Below are 16,393 nucleotides of genomic sequence, written 5' to 3' on the forward strand. Positions count from 1 at the left end.
CCGATTTCAGCAATTCTCGAGCGTGGCGCTGGCCAAACCGGGAAAGTCTGTAATCAGGCTGTCAACGCCGAAGTCGGCGAGCCTGCGCATCAGCGCGGGTTCGTTGACTGTCCACACCGACACATGCAGCCCCTGACGCTGCGCCCGCTGCAGGCGTTCCGGCGTACACAGGGTCCAGTTCAGCGCCAGAATCTCACAGCCATAGCTTTGCGCGACCTTCAACGGGTCGAGCCAGGCGTACTCGGCCACCAGTCCGCGGGACACGTCCGGCACCAGGTCCAGCGCGGCTTTGAGCACTTCCCGTGAGCTCGAAGTGATCGTCACCTTGTCCAGCAGACCATGGCGCTGCGCCATTTCACGAATCGCCAGCACGGTGCTCGCGGCGCGGGTACGTGACGCGCTTTTGACTTCCAGTTGCCAATGCTCGAAATCGCATTTTTCGAACAGTTCTTCCAGGGTCGGGATCGGGCACGGTTTGATCCAGCCCGGGCCGCCCTTGCGCGCGTCGTAGGTCACCAGCTCCTTTGCAGTGTGCTCGACCACCTTGCCGCGCCGGTCGGTGGTGCGCTTGAGGGTCGGGTCATGGATGACCATCAACTCGCCATCCATGGACAGGTGCAGGTCCAGTTCGCAGCGGCGCACGCCGTGCTTGAGACATTCCTGAAAACCGGTCAGGGTGTTTTCCGGTGCTTCGCCCTTGGCGCCGCGGTGGCCGTAGATGAGGGTCACGGTGCTTCCTTAAATTAAATGCCTGATTCGGATTGGTCGCGGGCCAGGCGTCGTTCCTGGGCCTGCTTCTGCAAGATGTAGCGGGCCAGCAACTGCCGCTGGGCATCGGTCGGGTATTGGAACTCGGTGCCGACGTCGTAGCCGTCGCCCTTGGGGTCGCAATGGGTGACGCGAGCCCGCAGCAACAGGCCGAGGGCTTGCGGCATCAGCACCAGCTTGATCGACAGGTGCGCGCCGGCGGCAAAGGGTGTCGGGTGCTGGAAGTCGATGCCGCCTTCGGAAATGATCACCGGCTGCGGTTCGCCGATTTGCCCGAGCACGGTGAGGGCGATCACCTGGCTGAGCAGATCGATGCGTTTGTTCTGGGATTTGAGGAACGCCGCGAGATTACGGTCGCGCTCGCTGATCTGGCGCAACAGGTGTTGCGATTCGAATTCGCTGAGGTGCAGTTCGCTGAGCAAGTTGAAGAGTGGAGAAGCATCCTGCAACACTTCCTGGCCCGCGGCTTCGGAAGCGGACAGAGGCCGAATTTCCAGTGCGATCGTGTCCTCGATACGGTAGTATTCGCGGCGATCTTCTTCATCTAATGTCGACATGGCGAACCCATGGTAGCGGCGGTGGTCTGAGTGTAAAGCTGGTTATCGACCCCCGCCACAAGGACGTTCCTTTTCCCTCCGAACAAGCCCCGACATGTTCAGACCTCTCTTCGTATTTATTGGCACGCGTTATACCCGTGCAAAGCGTCGCAACCATTTCGTGTCCTTCATTTCCCTGACCTCGATCATTGGACTCGCCCTCGGCGTGGTCGTGATGATCGTGGTGCTGTCGGTCATGAACGGCTTCGATCATGAGATGCGCACCCGCGTGCTGGGCATGGTGCCCCACGCGACCATCGAGTCCGGTGAACCGATCAACGACTGGCCGGGCCTGGCCGCCAAGGTCAAGCAGAACCCGCAGGTGACGGCCGTGGCGCCGTTCACCCAGATGCAGGGGTTGCTGACCAACAAGGGCAAGGTCTCCAAGGTCCTGCTCAATGGCATCGATCCGGCGCTGGAGCGGCAGGTGTCGATCATCGACAAGTTCATGCTGCAGGGTCAGCTCGACGCCCTGGCGCCGGGCAGTTTCGGCATCGTCATCGGCGACAAGGCCGCGGCCAAACTCGGTGCGGCGATCGGCGACAAGCTGACGTTCGTGGCACCGGAAGTCACCGTGACCCCGGCCGGCATGTTCCCGCGCATGAAGCGCTTTACCGTGGTCGGCATCTTCCATGTCGGCGCCGGTGAGATCGACGGCTACCTGGGCGTGACCAACCTGCAGGACCTGGGGAAGCTGCATCGCTGGAAGCCGGAGCAGGTGCAGGGCATCCGCTTGAAGTTCGACGACCTGTTCCAGGCGCCGCGCACCGCGTGGAACATCGCCCAGCAGCTCGGCGAAGATCATTACTACGCCCGGGACTGGACCCGCACCCACGGCAATCTGTATCAGGCGATCCGCATGGAAAAAGCCATGATCGGCCTGCTGTTGCTGCTGATCGTCGCCGTGGCGGCGTTCAACATCATTTCCACGCTGGTGATGGTGGTGAACGACAAGAAGGGCGACATCGCGATCCTGCGGACCCTCGGCGCCACGCCGGGGTCGATCATGGCGATCTTCATGGTGCAGGGCACGGTGATCGGTGTGGTCGGGACGCTGATCGGCGCCGTGGTCGGGATCTTCGCCGCGCTGAACGTCAGCGCCGCGATCGCGGCCCTCGAAGGCCTGATCGGCCACAAGTTCCTCAACGCCGACGTGTACTTCATCGATTACCTGCCGTCGCAAGTGCAGAGCGAAGACGTGTTGCTGGTCAGTGCCGCCGCGTTGATCCTGAGTTTCCTCGCCACCCTGTATCCAGCCTGGCGTGCCGCGCGCACCCAGCCTGCGGAGGCGCTACGTTATGAGTGAGTCGGGCATGAGTGATAAAGCAATCTTGAGCTGCCGCGACCTGGGCAAATCCTACGAGGAAGGCCCGGAGTCGGTAGAGGTCCTGGCCGGCCTGCAACTGGAGTTGCATCCGGGTGAGCGGGTGGCGATTGTCGGCACCTCGGGTTCGGGCAAGAGTACCTTGCTCAACCTGTTGGGCGGCCTCGACACGCCGACCAAGGGCAGCGTCTGGCTGGATGGCGAAGAGCTGTCGGCCTTGAGCGAGAAAAATCGCGGTCTGTTGCGCAATCGGTCGCTGGGTTTCGTTTACCAGTTCCACCATTTGCTGCCGGAATTCACCGCGCTGGAAAACGTCTGCATGCCGCTGTTGATCGGCAAGACGTCGATTCCAGAAGCGCGTCAACGCGCCACGGCGTTGCTGGAGCGGGTAGGGCTGGGCCATCGCCTGGAACACAAGCCGGCCGAACTGTCCGGTGGCGAGCGTCAGCGCGTGGCCATCGCCCGGGCCCTGGTGAACCGGCCAGGCCTGGTGATGCTCGACGAGCCGACCGGCAACCTCGACTCCCACACTGCCCAGGGCATTCAGGATCTGATGCTGGAACTCAGCGTCTCGATGCGCACCGCGTTCCTGGTGGTAACCCATGACATGAACCTGGCTCGCCAGATGGATCGCGTCCTGCACTTGCAGGAAGGTTGCCTGACGCCCATCTGATTGGCCGAAACCCGATGCTTGAGAAGGCGTCGGGTCTTTTATTTTTATACGGTGCCCCAGCGAATGTTCAGACCGTTATCGATCTTTATCGGCATGCGCTATACCCGCGCCAAGCGCCGCAATCGCTTCGTTTCTTTCATCTCGATGACCTCGATGATCGGCCTCGCCCTGGGCGTGTTGGCGATGATCGTGGTGCTGTCGGTGATGAACGGCTTCCAGCGCGAAATGAGTTCGCGCATCCTCGGCATGGTGCCCCACGCGACCATCGTCGGCGTCAATCCGATTGATGACTGGCAACCGGTGGCCGCGGCCGCGATGAAAAACCCTGAAGTGACCGCCGCCGTGCCGTTCACCGAGATGGAAGGCATGCTGTCCTACAAGGGCACGATGCAGCCGATCCAGGTCAGCGGGGTCGATCCGGCGCTGGAAGGCAAGGTCTCGATCGTCGCCAAGCACATCGTCCAGGGGCGCCTCGACGCCTTGAAACCGGGTGAGTTCGGCGTGGTGATCGGCGAGATCACGGCGCGGCGGTTCCGCTTGAACGTCGGTGACAAGATCACCCTGATCGTGCCGGAAGTCAGCACCGCGCCGGGCGGAATCACCCCGCGCATGCAGCGGCTGAACGTGGTCGGTGTGTTCAAGGTCGGTGCCGAGCTGGATGGCTCGATGGCCCTGATCCACCTGGCCGATGCCGCGCAGATGCAGCACTGGGAACCAAACCAGGTGCAAAGCGTGCGCCTGGCGGTGAAGGATTTGTACGCGGCGCCCCAGGTCTCCGGCGATGTGGCTGCGGGTCTCGGCAGCGCCTACCGGGCTGACGACTGGACCCACACCCAGGGCAGCCTGTTCAGCGCGATGAAGATGGAAAAAACCATGATCGGCCTGCTGTTGCTGATGATCGTCGCCGTGGCGGCCTTCAACATCATCGCGACCCTGATCATGGTGGTGAACGACAAGGGCGCGGACATCGCGATCCTGCGCACCATCGGCGCCACTCCCCGGCAGATCATGGCGATCTTCATGGTCCAGGGCACGGTGATCGGGGTCGTCGGGACCTTGATCGGCGGTGTGCTCGGGGTGATTGCCGCGTTGAATGTCAGTGAGCTGGTGGGCTGGGTGGAGCGGGTGAGCGGGCAGCACATCTTCAGTTCCGATGTGTATTTTGTCAGTAACTTGCCGTCGGAGTTGCAGGGGGCGGATGTGTTGTTGATCTGCTCCGCCGGGTTCATCTTGAGCTTTCTGGCCACGGTTTACCCGGCCTGGCGTGCGGCGAAGACTGAGCCGGCTACTGCGTTGCGTTATTCGTAAGTCGTTACACCGCCATCGCGAGCAAGCTCGCTCCCACAGTGACCGAGTTGACCACACGTTTGTGAACGACTCCAAACCCTGTGGGAGCGGGCTTGCCCGCGAAGGGGCCGGCCCTGCTGGCCTCAATCCCCCCTTGGCAACTCGATTACAAACCGCGTCCACCCCCGATCCGACTCACACCGAATCTGCCCCCCATGGGCCCGAATGATCGACCGGGTAATCGCCAACCCTAACCCCGCATGCTCATTGCTGCCTTCATGGCGCGCCGGATCGGCCCGATAAAACCGGTCAAACAATCGCGGTAGCAAATCTTCCGAAATCCCGCCTCCGGTGTTCTCCACCGTCAGGCTCAAAACCTTTGGCTGTTCGACTATCAACACCCGAACCTCACCCTGGGCCGGCGTAAACCGCAACGCATTATCCAGCAGGTTCGACAGCGCCCGCCGCAACATGCTGCGATCACCCTCCATCTGCGCGCTGCCGTCACGACTCAACCTGACCTGCGCGTCCTCCGCCAACGGCGCAAAGAACTCCAGCAACGCATCCACTTCCTCCGCCAGATCCAGCGGCTCGCGCCTGGGCATCAACAACCCGTGGTCTGCCTTGGCCAGGTACAACATGTCGTTGACCAGTTGCGCCATCCATTGCAGCTCTTCGAGGTTGCTGTGCAGCGCTTCGCGATAATCCTCGATCGGCCGCGGGCGGGTGAGGGTGACCTGGGTGTGGGTCAGCAGGTTCGACAGCGGCGTACGCAGTTCGTGGGCGATGTCGGCGGAAAACGCCGAGAGGCGCTGGAAAGAGTCGTCGAGGCGACCGAGCATGGCGTTGAAGTGGTGGGCCATTTCCGCGAGTTCCGGCGGCATGTCTGTTTCGGGCAGGCGCGCATTGAGCGATTGCGCCGACACGCCGCGGGCCACTGCACTCATGCGGCGCAAGGGACGCAAGCCGCTGCGCGCCGCCCAGGCGCCGAGCAGGGCAGTGGCCAGGGCTGACAGGCCCACGGTCAGCCAGATCAGGTGCTGCATGCGTTGCAGAAAGTGCTGGTGATGGGTGATGTCCAGCAGCAGTGTCAGCTGTGGCGAATCGGGTCGATCGGGGAACAGCGGCGCCTGCAGCACGCGATAGTCGGTGCCGGCGTCGTTGAGGGTCGACAGGCCTGGTTGCTGTGGCAGCGTGGCGGGCAGGCGCGGCGAACTGTCGTACCAGCGCCGGCCATCGCTGCCGGTGATCCGCAGCGACAAATCGGCCTGTCGGCTCAACTCGTCCGCCAGTTTGACTTCGCTGGCGCTCGATTGAAGATCCTGAAGCGCTCGGCGCAGACCGATCAACTTGCCGTCGAGCAATTGCTGGTCCAGTTCCACAAAGTGCGCCTCGCTGGCGCGACTGAACAGCACCCCGGCGAACAGAGAAACCACGGCGGTGCAGGCGGCAAACAACAGCGCCAGGCGACTGCTCAACGAAAGTCGACGCATCAGGCCGGGCGCTCTTCAAGCACATAACCCATGCCGCGCACGGTGTGGATCAGCTTGTTCGGGAACTCATCGTCGATCTTCAGGCGCAAGCGGCGGATCGCCACTTCGATGACGTTGGTGTCGCTGTCGAAATTCATGTCCCAGACCTGGGAGGCGATCAGCGACTTGGGCAGGACTTCGCCTTGACGGCGCAGGAGCATTTCCAGCAAGGCAAATTCCTTGGCGGTCAGGTCGATGCGCTGGCCGTTGCGTTCGACCCGGCGGCGGATCAGGTCCAGGCGCAAGTCGGCCAGTTGCAGGCTGGTTTCCTGGGGGGTGGCGCTGCCGCGACGCAACAGGCTGCGGACCCGGGCCAGCAGTTCGGAGAAGGCGAAGGGTTTGACCAGGTAATCGTCGGCACCCAGCTCCAGGCCGTGGACCCTGTCCTCCACCGCGTCACGGGCGGTCAGAAACAGTACCGGGGTGTCGAGGCCGGCGCCGCGCACTGCCTGCAGAATCTGCCAGCCATCGCGGCCGGGCAGCATCACATCGAGGATCAACAGCGCGTAATCGCCGCTCAGCGCCAGTTGCTGGCCGGTACTGCCGTCGGCCACCAGTTCGGTGTTGAATCCAGCCTCGGTGAGGCCCTGGCGCAGGTAGTGGCCGGTTTTCGGTTGGTCTTCGACGATCAGCAGTTTCATGGGCAACTCGGGGCAGATGGAACGAACGCTTTATACCTTGGCCAGCATCAGTACAGGCCAACCTGACAAAGTTGTAATCCGGGTGTCAGGTTGTCGGCAGCGGTAGCAGTTTAAAGTTTTCCACAGGCTGAACCTCATCTTGTTGGAGTACGACCATGTTTTTGCGCAAACCTCTGTTGCTGGCCGCATGTTTGCTGGCGCTGGGCTCGCCGGCGTGGGCATCGCCGACGCATACCTTCGATTTCGGTCAACCCGCCCCGGCCGCCAAGGCGACCCGCAGCGTTGAAGTGGTGATGGGCGACATGTCGTTCACGCCGAAGGCGATCGGGATCAAGGCCGGTGAGACCGTGCGTTTCGTGCTGGTGAATAAAGGCCAGTTGCTGCATGAATTCAACCTTGGCGATGTGGCGATGCATGCCCGGCATCAGCAGGAAATGCTGAAGATGCAGCAAAGCGGGATGCTCACGCCGACTGGCATGAAGGAAATGGACCACGGCGCAATGCCCGGTATGGATCATGGCATGAAGCATGATGACCCCAATAGCGTGCTGGTAGAACCGGGTAAAACTGCCGAGCTGACCTGGACCTTCACTAAAGGGACTGAGCTGGAATTTGGCTGCAATGTTCCTGGCCACTACCAGGCGGGGATGGTCGGTAAGCTGACGGTGGGGCCGTAGGAGTGCCGTGTAGGAGCGAGCTTGCTCCGGGCGGCGTTCCGACGATGGACTACAGAGCGCCGCGTTTAACCTGGAAGCACGCGTTATCGTTGACGACTATCGCGAGCAGGCTCGCTCCCACAGGGGGGGCGCGTTTAACCAGTAAGCACGCGTTATCGTTAACGACCATCGCGAGCAGGCTCGCTCCTACAGGGGGCTGTGTTTAACCAGTAGGCACGGGTTATCGTTGACGACCATCGCGAGCAAGCTTGCTCCTACAGGGGGCGCAAAGACTGGTAGAATCCTCTGATTCTTCAGTCAGGTTTCCGCCATGCATCCCGCAGCCGAACACTCGCCGCTGGGCAAATCCAGCGAATACATCGCCACCTACACGCCGTCCTTGCTGTTCCCGATCCCGCGCGCCGCGAAATGGGCCGAACTGGGCCTGACGGCTGAAACCTTGCCCTACAAGGGCGTGGACTTCTGGAACTGCTTCGAGCTGTCGTGGTTGTTGCCGTCCGGCAAGCCGGTGGTGGCGATTGGCGAGTTCAGCATCCCGGCGGATTCGCCAAACATCATTGAGTCCAAGTCGTTCAAGTTGTACCTGAACTCCCTGAACCAGACCCCGTTTGCCGATAACGCCGGCCTGGAAGCCACGCTGGTCAAGGACCTGTCTGCCGCCGCCGGCAAACCGGTCGGGGTGCGCATTCGCCGTCTGCAAGAGGTTGAAGCCGAAGGCGTCGTGGCGTTGCCGGGCGTGTGCATCGATGAGCTGGATATCAGCGTGAGCAACTATGAACATCCGCGTCCGGAGCTGTTGCGCTGCGACGAGTCGCGCATCGTCGAGGAGAGCGTGCACAGCCATTTGCTCAAATCCAACTGCCCGGTCACCAGCCAGCCGGACTGGGGCAGCGTGGCGGTGGAGTACCGTGGCGCGGCGCTGGATCATGCGAGTCTGCTGGAGTACATCGTCAGCTTCCGCCAGCATTCGGACTTCCATGAGCAGTGCGTGGAGCGGATTTTCCTCGACCTGCAGCGGCTGTTGAAGCCGGAGAAACTGACGGTGTATGCACGGTATGTGCGCCGCGGTGGACTAGACATCAACCCCTATCGCAGCACCGAAGAAGTGCAACTGCCGAACCACCGCCTGGTCCGTCAATAAAGAACCTCTGTGGCTTAATGCCAGTCAGTTAAGGAAATTGTAGGAGCGAGCTGGCTCCGGGCGGCGTTCCGACGATGGACTCAAGAGCGCCGCGTTTAACCAGCAAACATGCGTTATCGTTAACGACCATCGCGAGCAAGCTCGCTCCTACAGGGGGGGTCGCATTTCAAGTAGCCGATATGAAAAAGCCCCGCCATCGCTGGCAGGGCTTTTTTGTATCCGGCGGGATCAGATCCCCATATTGCCCAACGCCTGCACAATGTTGCGCAAGGTGCCAGCCAGGGTAGGGTGTTCGAGTTCGAAGCGTTCGACAGCCAGATTCACATTATCGGAAAGGCTGGAGTCCTGGGTTTTGGTTTCAAGTTCAAGCTCAAGTTCGATCTGCTGCATCAGCTCGTGCAGGTCTGCGCGCTCGGCTTCGGTCAGCGGTGGATTCTGTTCCAATTGCTCGCGCAGTGTATTGAGCTGTTCTTGCAGGTCGCGGGCAGGCATGGCGTTCTTCCTTTTATCGTTAGGCACTGGCATAGACCTCAGCAGCATGCCAAAGGTCTACGGCTTACCCTTAGATTAATCCACTCCCGCGCAACCTGCATGCGTTCATCGGTGCGGGGCGGCGATCAGGGCTTTTCGCCCTTGAGCCGGCGCAGGCTGATGTCGGCCAGGCAGGTGTCCAGTTCGCCGAGGTGATCGATCACCGAATGCACACCCAGGCCGAACAGTTGCACGGTGGCCTTGCCGCGTTTCATGTCCCGTTCCTGGTGGGTCAAGGCCTGCCACTCGTGGGGCGCCAGTCCGCAGAGCGAGCCGCAGGACGCCAGGCCAATTGTCCACAAACCGGCATTCAACCCCGATTGCAGCAAGCGCGGTTCGCCGCTGACCAGCACGCAACCTTCCAGGCGCTCCACCTTCAAGCGCATCAAGGCTTGCCAGCAGGCATCGGGGGCCGGCCACGGATTGATTGTTGCAAGTTGTTGCGACGGCAGGATCCATTCCGGCAGGGCGGCGGCCAGGGAATCGCAGAGGGCTGGGGGGAGTTCATCGAGCCAGGCGCAAGGAATCTGTTGGCGCTGCAAATCGTGCAGGCTCTCCAAGGCTCCGGGCGTGACCTCGGCCTGTGCGTTGGCGTGGCTGCCGTGGCGGTGGGTGCGGGCGCCGAAGTCCACCAGGCAACCGCTGAGGCCAAACAGGACGGCGGTCAGGCTGGGGGCGGCAAGGGGCTTGGGTTCGGCGAGCGGCATAGTAACGTCCCTGAAATAGTTTCGAGGCTAGGGGCCGACGGTGACAGTTGCATGACACTGCGCTTAATCGCCGAACATCATCGCCAATCTGCAGCCTGGAACGCACGATGCTGCCTAAAGCGGTTATTCCGTCTTATACTAGCCAGCTTATCGCTTGGGCCCCTGTGCCCGCGCCAGTAACAATCCAAGGAGTTTTCTATGCGCTGGAGCAATCATCTAGCTCAGCTTTGTGTGTGCGCCAGTGTGCTGGTGGTTCCGTTCGTTGCCCAGGCCGCCACGGAAGAAGATCCTTGGGAAAGCATCAACCGCCCGATCTACACATTCAACGACGTGCTGGACACCTATGCCCTGAAGCCCTTGGCTCAAGGCTACCAGTACGTGACGCCGCAGTTCCTCGAAGACGGCATCCACAACATGTTCCGCAACGTCGGTGACGTCACCAACCTGGCCAACAACATCCTGCAGGCCAAACCGGCCAGCGCGGGTGTCGATACCGCGCGCCTGATCTTCAACACCACCTTCGGCGTGCTGGGCTTCTTCGATGTGGGCACCAAGATGGGCCTGCAGCGCAACGACGAAGACTTCGGCCAGACCCTCGGTTACTGGGGCATGGGCAGCGGGCCTTACGTGATGCTGCCGTTGTTGGGCCCAAGCACCCTGCGTGACGCGCCGTCCAAGTATGTCGACGGCTACACCGGCCCCTACCGCTACATGGATGACGTTTCGGTGCGTAACTCGGTGATGGGCCTGAACATCATCGACACCCGCGCCAACCTGCTGTCGGCCGAGAAGCTGATCCGTGGCGACAAATACACCTTCATCCGTAACGCGTACCTGCAGAATCGCGAATTCAAGGTCAAGGACGGCCAGGTCGAAGACGATTTCTGATCCGGCTGTAGGAGCAAGCTTGCTCCGGGCGGCGTTCCGACGATGGACGTCAACGATAACGCGTAGTCCCTGAACAAACGCAACCCCCTGTAGGAGCGAGCTTGCTCCGGGCGGCGTTCCGACGATGGACGTTAACGGTAACGCGTATTTCCTGAATGAACGCGTTGTCCTCGGGTTCTTCGCGAGCAAGCTCGCTCCTACAGGTGTTAATCCGGTTAGATACGAAATACCTGTTAAATCGGCAGGTTACGACCTTCGATCCAGTTACGTTTCAACGGGTTTTTATAACTCCCGATCATTTGGCGCTCAAAGACGTCAAGCGACCATCGGCGTGAGCTTGAAACGCCCCGCGGATGGGAGTACCGTCTGCGCCTTAGAAGGGCACCTCTGGTGTACCCGTGTGCAGGGCAAATGCCCGAAAACGGTGCGTCGGAGAGGCTAGAAAGCGAATCCAGTAGTGTGAGCCGGGCCACAACCCCTGCCTGCTACGCCAACCTAATTCTGGCGCCGTTTGCCCACATGCCAAAAACCAGTGCCACGCTGCTGATAATCGATGATGACGAAGTAGTGCGAGCGAGCCTCGCCGCCTACTTGGAAGACAGTGGTTTCAGCGTCTTGCAGGCCAGCAATGGCCAGCAAGGTCTTCAGGTATTCGAGCAAGACAAGCCCGACTTGGTCATCTGCGATCTGCGCATGCCGCAGATGGGCGGGCTCGAACTCATCCGCCAGGTCACCGAGCGGTCGCCACAGACCCCGGTCATCGTGGTGTCTGGCGCCGGCGTGATGAACGATGCGGTCGAGGCCCTGCGCCTGGGCGCGGCGGACTACCTGATCAAGCCTCTCGAAGATCTGGCCGTGCTCGAGCACTCCGTGCGCCGGGCCCTGGATCGCGCGCGCCTGCTGCTGGAAAACCAGCGCTACCGCGAGAAGCTGGAAAAGGCCAACCGTGAGCTCGAAGCCAGCCTGAACCTGCTCCAGGAAGACCAGAATGCCGGTCGCCAGGTGCAGATGAACATGTTGCCGGTCAGTCCGTGGACCATCGACGAGTTCCAGTTTGCGCACCAGATCATTCCGTCGCTGTACCTGTCGGGTGATTTCGTCGACTATTTTCGGGTCGATGAGCGCCGGGTCGCGTTCTACCTGGCGGACGTTTCCGGGCATGGCGCTTCTTCAGCCTTCGTGACCGTGCTGTTGAAGTTCATGACCACGCGCCTGCTGTTCGAGTCCAAGCGCAGCGGTACATTGCCGGAATTCAAGCCTTCAGAGGTCCTTGGTCATATCAACCGAGGCCTGATCAGTTGTAAGCTGGGTAAACACGTCACAATGGTCGGTGGAGTCATCGACGAGGAGACAGGTTTGTTGACCTATAGCATCGGCGGTCATTTGCCGTTGCCTGTGTTGTACACGCCAGACAGTGTCAGTTATCTGGAAGGGCGCGGTCTGCCGGTAGGCCTCTTCAACGAAGCCACCTACGAAGACCACGTGCTGGAGTTGCCGCCGACATTCAGCCTGACGCTGATGTCCGATGGCATCCTGGACCTTTTGCCAGAACCGACACTCAAAGAAAAAGAAGCGGCTTTGCCCCAACGGGTCAAGGCAGCGGGCGGCAGCCTGGATGGTCTGCGGCAGGTTTTTGGATTGGCCACGCTGGGGGAGATGCCGGATGATATCGCCCTGTTGGTGTTGAGCAGGAATCTTTGATGAGTACCGGTAGAATCCAGTTCGCCGAGCAGGACGGCACCTTCGTCCTCAAGTTCGTCGGTGAAGTTCGCCTGACCCTGTGTTCGGCGTTGGATGCGACTATTGAGCGGATCTTCACGTCGTTGAATTTCAACGCGATCGTGATCGATCTGACCGAAACCCGCAGCATCGACAGCACCACCCTTGGCCTGCTGGCCAAATTGTCGATCCTGTCGCGGCAAAAGGTCGGCCTGCTGCCGACCGTCGTCACGACCCACGAAGACATCACCCGGCTGCTGCAGTCCATGGGCTTCGAGCAGGTGTTCAACATCGTTGACCGCCCGATCCCGTGCCCTGAGTGCCTGACCGACCTGCCAGACCAGGACCAGTCCGAAGAAGTGGTGCGGATCAAAGTGCTCGAAGCGCACAAGATCCTCATGGGCCTGAACGACTCCAACCGGGAAGCCTTCCACGACCTGGTGAATGCGCTCGAGCGCCACTGATCCCCAATCAATGGCCAGCCCCCCTTGTGGGAGCGAGACCGAACCAGTCACCACGTAGTTGAATATGCCGCCCCATCGCGGGCTTGCCCGCGAAGGCGCCATAACAAACACCACATCCCCCGCCGCGAAGCCACCCAACACCCAAATTCAACGCAAAAAAAAGGGCGAACCCAAGGTCCGCCCTTTCTGCATTGCCCCGAACTAAATCACAGCTTCGCCTGCAACAACGCCTCAAGCTTCTCCTGATCCCGGGCAAACTGACGAATACCCTCAGCCAGCTTCTCGGTCGCCATCGCATCCTCGTTGGACAACCAACGGAACTGCGCTTCATTCAGGCTCAAACGCGCCTCACCGGCATTGCCCGGCGCCAGCTTGCGCTCCAGCTTGCCGTTATCCGCCGCCAGCTTCTCCAGCAGTTCCGGGCTGATGGTCAAACGGTCACAACCGGCCAACTGCTCGATCTGGTTCAGATTACGGAAGCTCGCGCCCATCACCACAGTCTTGTAGTCATTGGCCTTGTAATAGTTGTAGATCCGCGTCACCGACTGCACACCTGGATCATCCGCACCGGTGTAGTCGTTGCCGTTGGCTTTTTTGTACCAGTCGTAGATACGGCCCACGAACGGCGAAATCAGGAACACCCCGGCATCGGCACAAGCGGCGGCCTGAGCGAAGGAGAACAGCAGGGTCAGGTTGGTCTGGATGCCTTCTTTTTCCAGTTGCTCGGCAGCGCGGATACCTTCCCAGGTGGACGCGATCTTGATCAGCACCCGGTCACGGCCGATGCCGGCCTTGTCATACAGCTCGATCAGACGGTGCGCGCGCTTCAATACGGCGTCAGTGTCGAACGACAGCCGCGCATCCACCTCAGTGGAAATACGGCCCGGCACAACCTTCAAAATCTCTTGCCCTACCGCAACGCCAAACCGGTCGCTGGCCAGGCCTACATCGCCCTTGCAGTCGTGAACGCACGCATTCAGCAACTCGGCATAACCGGAAATGGCCGCCGCCTTGAGCAGCAACGAAGGGTTGGTGGTAGCGTCCACGGGTTTAACGCGAGCGATAGCTTCGAAGTCGCCGGTGTCGGCAACCACGGTGGTCATTTGTTTGAGTTGATCCAGCTTGGAAGTCATGGGCGTGCTCTGTCCTATGGGTCTGTTGACATTACCCGAGCGCTGACAGCCACTCAAGGGCGCGTGCGTGTATCGATGGCCCCAGCGGCAACAACCTGAAAACGGGTGTTTGAAAGGCGGGGCGCGGTATCGATAGGTACGATGCCAAATCCGGGCACAGGTTCAACCGGGGCGACCGTTAACGCCCCTCCAACAACTCCGCCGCCTGATCCAGCAACACCAAAGGCTCTTTCGCCTTATGAATATCCACCGACAACAACTGCCGAAACTTGCGTGCCCCCGGAAACCCGGTGCCCAGCCCCAACACATGCCTAGTGATGTGGTGCATCGAACCACCCGCATCGATATGCGCCGCGATATAAGGCCGCAATTGCGCCAGCGCCTCGGCCCGGCTGATCACCGGCGCCGTGCTGCCGAACAGCTGCTGATCCACCTCGGCCATCACATAAGGGTTGTGATAAGCCTCACGACCCAGCATCACACCATCAAACGTCTGCAAGTGCTCGCGACAAGCCTCCAGCGTCTTGATCCCGCCATTGAGAATGATCTCCAGCTCCGGAAAATCCGTCTTCAACCGCGCCGCCACGTCATACCGCAGGGGCGGAATGTCGCGGTTCTCCTTCGGCGACAACCCCTCCAGAATCGCAATCCGCGCATGCACCGTAAAACTCGTGCACCCGGCATCCCGCACCGTGCCGACGAAATCGCACAACTGCTCGTAACTGTCCCGGCCATTGATCCCGATCCGGTGTTTCACCGTCACCGGGATCGACACCGCATCACGCATCGCCTTCACACAATCGGCCACCAACTGCGGATGCCCCATAAGGCAGGCGCCGATCATATTATTCTGCACCCGATCACTCGGGCAGCCGACATTCAGATTCACCTCGTCGTAACCATGGTCCTGCGCCATGCGCGCGCACATGGCCAAGTCCAGCGGCACACTGCCACCGAGTTGCAGGGCGAGAGGGTGTTCGGCTTCGTTGTGGCGCAGGAAGCGCTCGTGATCGCCGTTGAGCAGCGCGCCGGTGGTGACCATCTCGGTGTAGAGGAGGGCGTGCTTGGAGAGCAGGCGCAAGAAGAAGCGGCAGTGGCGGTCGGTCCAATCCATCATCGGTGCGACGGAGAAGCGGCGGGCGAGCAGGGCGGTTTTTAAGGACATTGGGGATCTGAATCGGAGAGGCGAAAGGTCGCAGTTTATCAGGGATGCGTAGGTGGTGTTGGGGATAGGGATGCCGTTCAAGTGTGGTGTGTTCTTTGGGCCTGAATCAGCTGGCTGAATATCTGTTTGACAGATATCTGTATTCGAGATAATTTTGCTCGCATGGAAGAACGCCGGAGAAGGTATGCGGGTAATAGCGAAAGCGGCGGTCACGCAAGCCATGCAGAAATACAGTCAGTGGCACGCAGCGCTGAGTCTATGGCTAACGACGTTTGATAAGCCAGGCCTGCGCTTCGAGTCGTTTGAGCAGACTCGAAACCTTTGGTCCGCCACGTCTGGATGGAACGTTGATCGAGTCCCTCGCTCAAAACTTCGGGAGTCGAGCAGGAAGGGGCCCCTTGATATTTATATTTTTGATATCAAGAAGAATGAGTGCCGGATTATTTGTTGGATAAATACGATGAATGGCACCATTTATATTAAAAACATCCTGCCTCACGCCGGATACGACAAGTGGTGTAAAAGTGAGGTCGAGTAGTTCTGATTGGATGATCTACTTTTATGTACTGAAAAAATACAGGTGATAAAATGAAGCGTGATAAAATCGAAGCCACTGGACTAGATGCCTTCATAGCTAATATTTCACCGATGCTTGATGGTCTTAGCGATCAGATGGCGACCATGTCCCGGTTATTGTCTGCCTGTCATGAAAAAATCAAGGATGATAAAGACTTACAGGGGCGCATGGCGCTAATCGATGAGCTTTACTCTCATGCTGATAGTGAAGGGCATGTAGCAGCACGCTTCGCGGAGTTGGTGGCTGATCGTGTTTATGAGTACGAGACTGAGACGGTTTTGATCCCTTACTCCTCTCAATCGGAAGCGTTGGCGTTTCTTATTGCCGATAGGGGAGTTAAACAAAAGGACTTGTCCGAAATTGCTTCTCAAAGTGCCATTTCAGAAATGCTGAACAATAAAAGAAAAATGACTGTTTCTCAGATAAAAGGCTTTTCTGATTACTTTAAGGTTCCTGTCGAGTTTTTTATGCACGGTGTAGTTTGATCACTATTTTTTAGCGATCCAGTGAAAAAGGCGCGCTCCGGAGGGCGCGCCTTGCTTTATCCCGGCAGGATACATTTCGATCCCG

General features: G+C 59.9%; 18 protein-coding genes. 10 read left to right on the forward strand and 8 right to left on the reverse strand.

Annotation, left to right across the window (positions count from 1 at the left end; genetic code table 11):
* Positions 1–6: 6 nt before the first annotated feature.
* Both PMA3_RS08690 and PMA3_RS08695 read right to left on the reverse strand, forming a co-directional pair.
* Positions 7–729, reverse strand: a complete 723-nt coding sequence (locus PMA3_RS08690) for a glycerophosphodiester phosphodiesterase (protein WP_064676773.1) — start codon at positions 727–729, stop codon at positions 7–9.
* Between the two features lie 14 nt (positions 730–743).
* Positions 744–1,325, reverse strand: a complete 582-nt coding sequence (locus PMA3_RS08695; RefSeq protein WP_064676774.1) for a PilZ domain-containing protein — start codon at positions 1,323–1,325, stop codon at positions 744–746.
* Between the two features lie 94 nt (positions 1,326–1,419).
* Here PMA3_RS08695 and PMA3_RS08700 point away from each other — a divergent pair, with 94 nt between their 5' ends.
* The 3 genes from PMA3_RS08700 to PMA3_RS08710 all read left to right on the forward strand — a co-directional run bounded on the left by PMA3_RS08700 (position 1,420) and on the right by PMA3_RS08710 (position 4,669).
* Entirely contained in the window at positions 1,420–2,670 is a 1,251-nt protein-coding gene (locus tag PMA3_RS08700; RefSeq protein WP_064676775.1) for a lipoprotein-releasing ABC transporter permease subunit, read from the forward strand.
* A gap of 7 nt (positions 2,671–2,677) precedes the next feature.
* Entirely contained in the window at positions 2,678–3,361 is a 684-nt protein-coding gene (lolD, locus tag PMA3_RS08705; RefSeq protein ID WP_167355116.1) for a lipoprotein-releasing ABC transporter ATP-binding protein LolD, read from the forward strand.
* A 63-nt stretch (positions 3,362–3,424) separates the two neighbouring features.
* Positions 3,425–4,669, forward strand: a complete 1,245-nt coding sequence (locus tag PMA3_RS08710) for a lipoprotein-releasing ABC transporter permease subunit (protein WP_064676777.1) — start codon at positions 3,425–3,427, stop codon at positions 4,667–4,669.
* Positions 4,670–4,791: 122 nt separating this feature from the next.
* Here the strand turns inward: PMA3_RS08710 and PMA3_RS08715 are convergent, their stop codons facing one another.
* Positions 4,792–6,141: a heavy metal sensor histidine kinase gene (locus tag PMA3_RS08715; protein ID WP_064676778.1), complete on the reverse strand. Its 1,350-nt coding sequence runs from the start codon at positions 6,139–6,141 to the stop codon at positions 4,792–4,794.
* Entirely contained in the window at positions 6,141–6,821 is a 681-nt protein-coding gene (locus PMA3_RS08720) for a heavy metal response regulator transcription factor (RefSeq protein ID WP_064676779.1), read from the reverse strand. Before PMA3_RS08720 ends, PMA3_RS08715 begins: the two co-directional genes overlap by 1 nt.
* A gap of 155 nt (positions 6,822–6,976) precedes the next feature.
* On the opposite strand from PMA3_RS08720, the gene copI reads away from it, so the two are divergent.
* Both copI and queF read left to right on the forward strand, forming a co-directional pair.
* Entirely contained in the window at positions 6,977–7,498 is a 522-nt protein-coding gene (gene copI / locus PMA3_RS08725; RefSeq protein ID WP_064676780.1) for a copper-resistant cuproprotein CopI, read from the forward strand.
* A 310-nt stretch (positions 7,499–7,808) separates the two neighbouring features.
* The gene (queF, locus tag PMA3_RS08730; RefSeq protein WP_064676781.1) at positions 7,809–8,639 is read left to right on the forward strand and encodes an NADPH-dependent 7-cyano-7-deazaguanine reductase QueF; all 831 of its coding nucleotides are present in this window, start codon (positions 7,809–7,811) and stop codon (positions 8,637–8,639) included.
* A 228-nt stretch (positions 8,640–8,867) separates the two neighbouring features.
* On the opposite strand, the gene PMA3_RS08735 is transcribed toward queF, so the two are convergent.
* Complete coding sequence (locus tag PMA3_RS08735; protein WP_064676782.1) at positions 8,868–9,131, reverse strand: DUF4404 family protein; 264 nt, start codon at positions 9,129–9,131, stop codon at positions 8,868–8,870.
* Between the two features lie 125 nt (positions 9,132–9,256).
* Positions 9,257–9,877, reverse strand: coding sequence for an HAD superfamily inactivated hydrolase PcrP (locus tag PMA3_RS08740; RefSeq protein WP_064676783.1), 621 nt, complete (start codon positions 9,875–9,877; stop codon positions 9,257–9,259).
* 198 nt (positions 9,878–10,075) lie between these two features.
* Between PMA3_RS08740 and PMA3_RS08745 the strand changes: the two genes are divergently transcribed.
* The 3 genes from PMA3_RS08745 to rssC all read left to right on the forward strand — a co-directional run bounded on the left by PMA3_RS08745 (position 10,076) and on the right by rssC (position 12,948).
* Positions 10,076–10,765, forward strand: a complete 690-nt coding sequence (locus PMA3_RS08745) for an MlaA family lipoprotein (RefSeq protein WP_064676784.1) — start codon at positions 10,076–10,078, stop codon at positions 10,763–10,765.
* Positions 10,766–11,284: 519 nt separating this feature from the next.
* Positions 11,285–12,466, forward strand: a complete 1,182-nt coding sequence (rssB, locus tag PMA3_RS08750) for a two-component system response regulator RssB (protein WP_064676785.1) — start codon at positions 11,285–11,287, stop codon at positions 12,464–12,466.
* Positions 12,466–12,948: an anti-sigma factor antagonist RssC gene (gene rssC, locus PMA3_RS08755; protein ID WP_064676786.1), complete on the forward strand. Its 483-nt coding sequence runs from the start codon at positions 12,466–12,468 to the stop codon at positions 12,946–12,948. The genes rssB and rssC overlap by 1 nt, the downstream gene beginning before the upstream one ends.
* A 206-nt stretch (positions 12,949–13,154) precedes the next feature.
* On the opposite strand, the gene tal is transcribed toward rssC, so the two are convergent.
* Both tal and dusA read right to left on the reverse strand, forming a co-directional pair.
* On the reverse strand, positions 13,155–14,081 hold the full coding sequence (gene tal, locus PMA3_RS08760) for a transaldolase (RefSeq protein WP_064676787.1): 927 nt from the start codon (positions 14,079–14,081) through the stop codon (positions 13,155–13,157).
* 178 nt (positions 14,082–14,259) lie between these two features.
* Positions 14,260–15,246 carry a tRNA dihydrouridine(20/20a) synthase DusA gene (gene dusA, locus PMA3_RS08765; protein ID WP_064676788.1) on the reverse strand — a complete coding sequence of 329 codons (987 nt, stop codon included), beginning with the start codon at positions 15,244–15,246 and terminating at the stop codon, positions 14,260–14,262.
* A gap of 220 nt (positions 15,247–15,466) precedes the next feature.
* On the opposite strand from dusA, the gene PMA3_RS08770 reads away from it, so the two are divergent.
* Entirely contained in the window at positions 15,467–15,784 is a 318-nt protein-coding gene (locus PMA3_RS08770; RefSeq protein WP_237140726.1) for a type II toxin-antitoxin system HigB family toxin, read from the forward strand.
* 50 nt (positions 15,785–15,834) lie between these two features.
* Positions 15,835–16,308 carry a helix-turn-helix domain-containing protein gene (locus PMA3_RS08775; RefSeq protein ID WP_064676790.1) on the forward strand — a complete coding sequence of 158 codons (474 nt, stop codon included), beginning with the start codon at positions 15,835–15,837 and terminating at the stop codon, positions 16,306–16,308.
* Positions 16,309–16,393: the final 85 nt, after the last annotated feature.

Source organism: Pseudomonas silesiensis, from assembly GCF_001661075.1.
Lineage (GTDB): Bacteria > Pseudomonadota > Gammaproteobacteria > Pseudomonadales > Pseudomonadaceae > Aquipseudomonas > Aquipseudomonas silesiensis.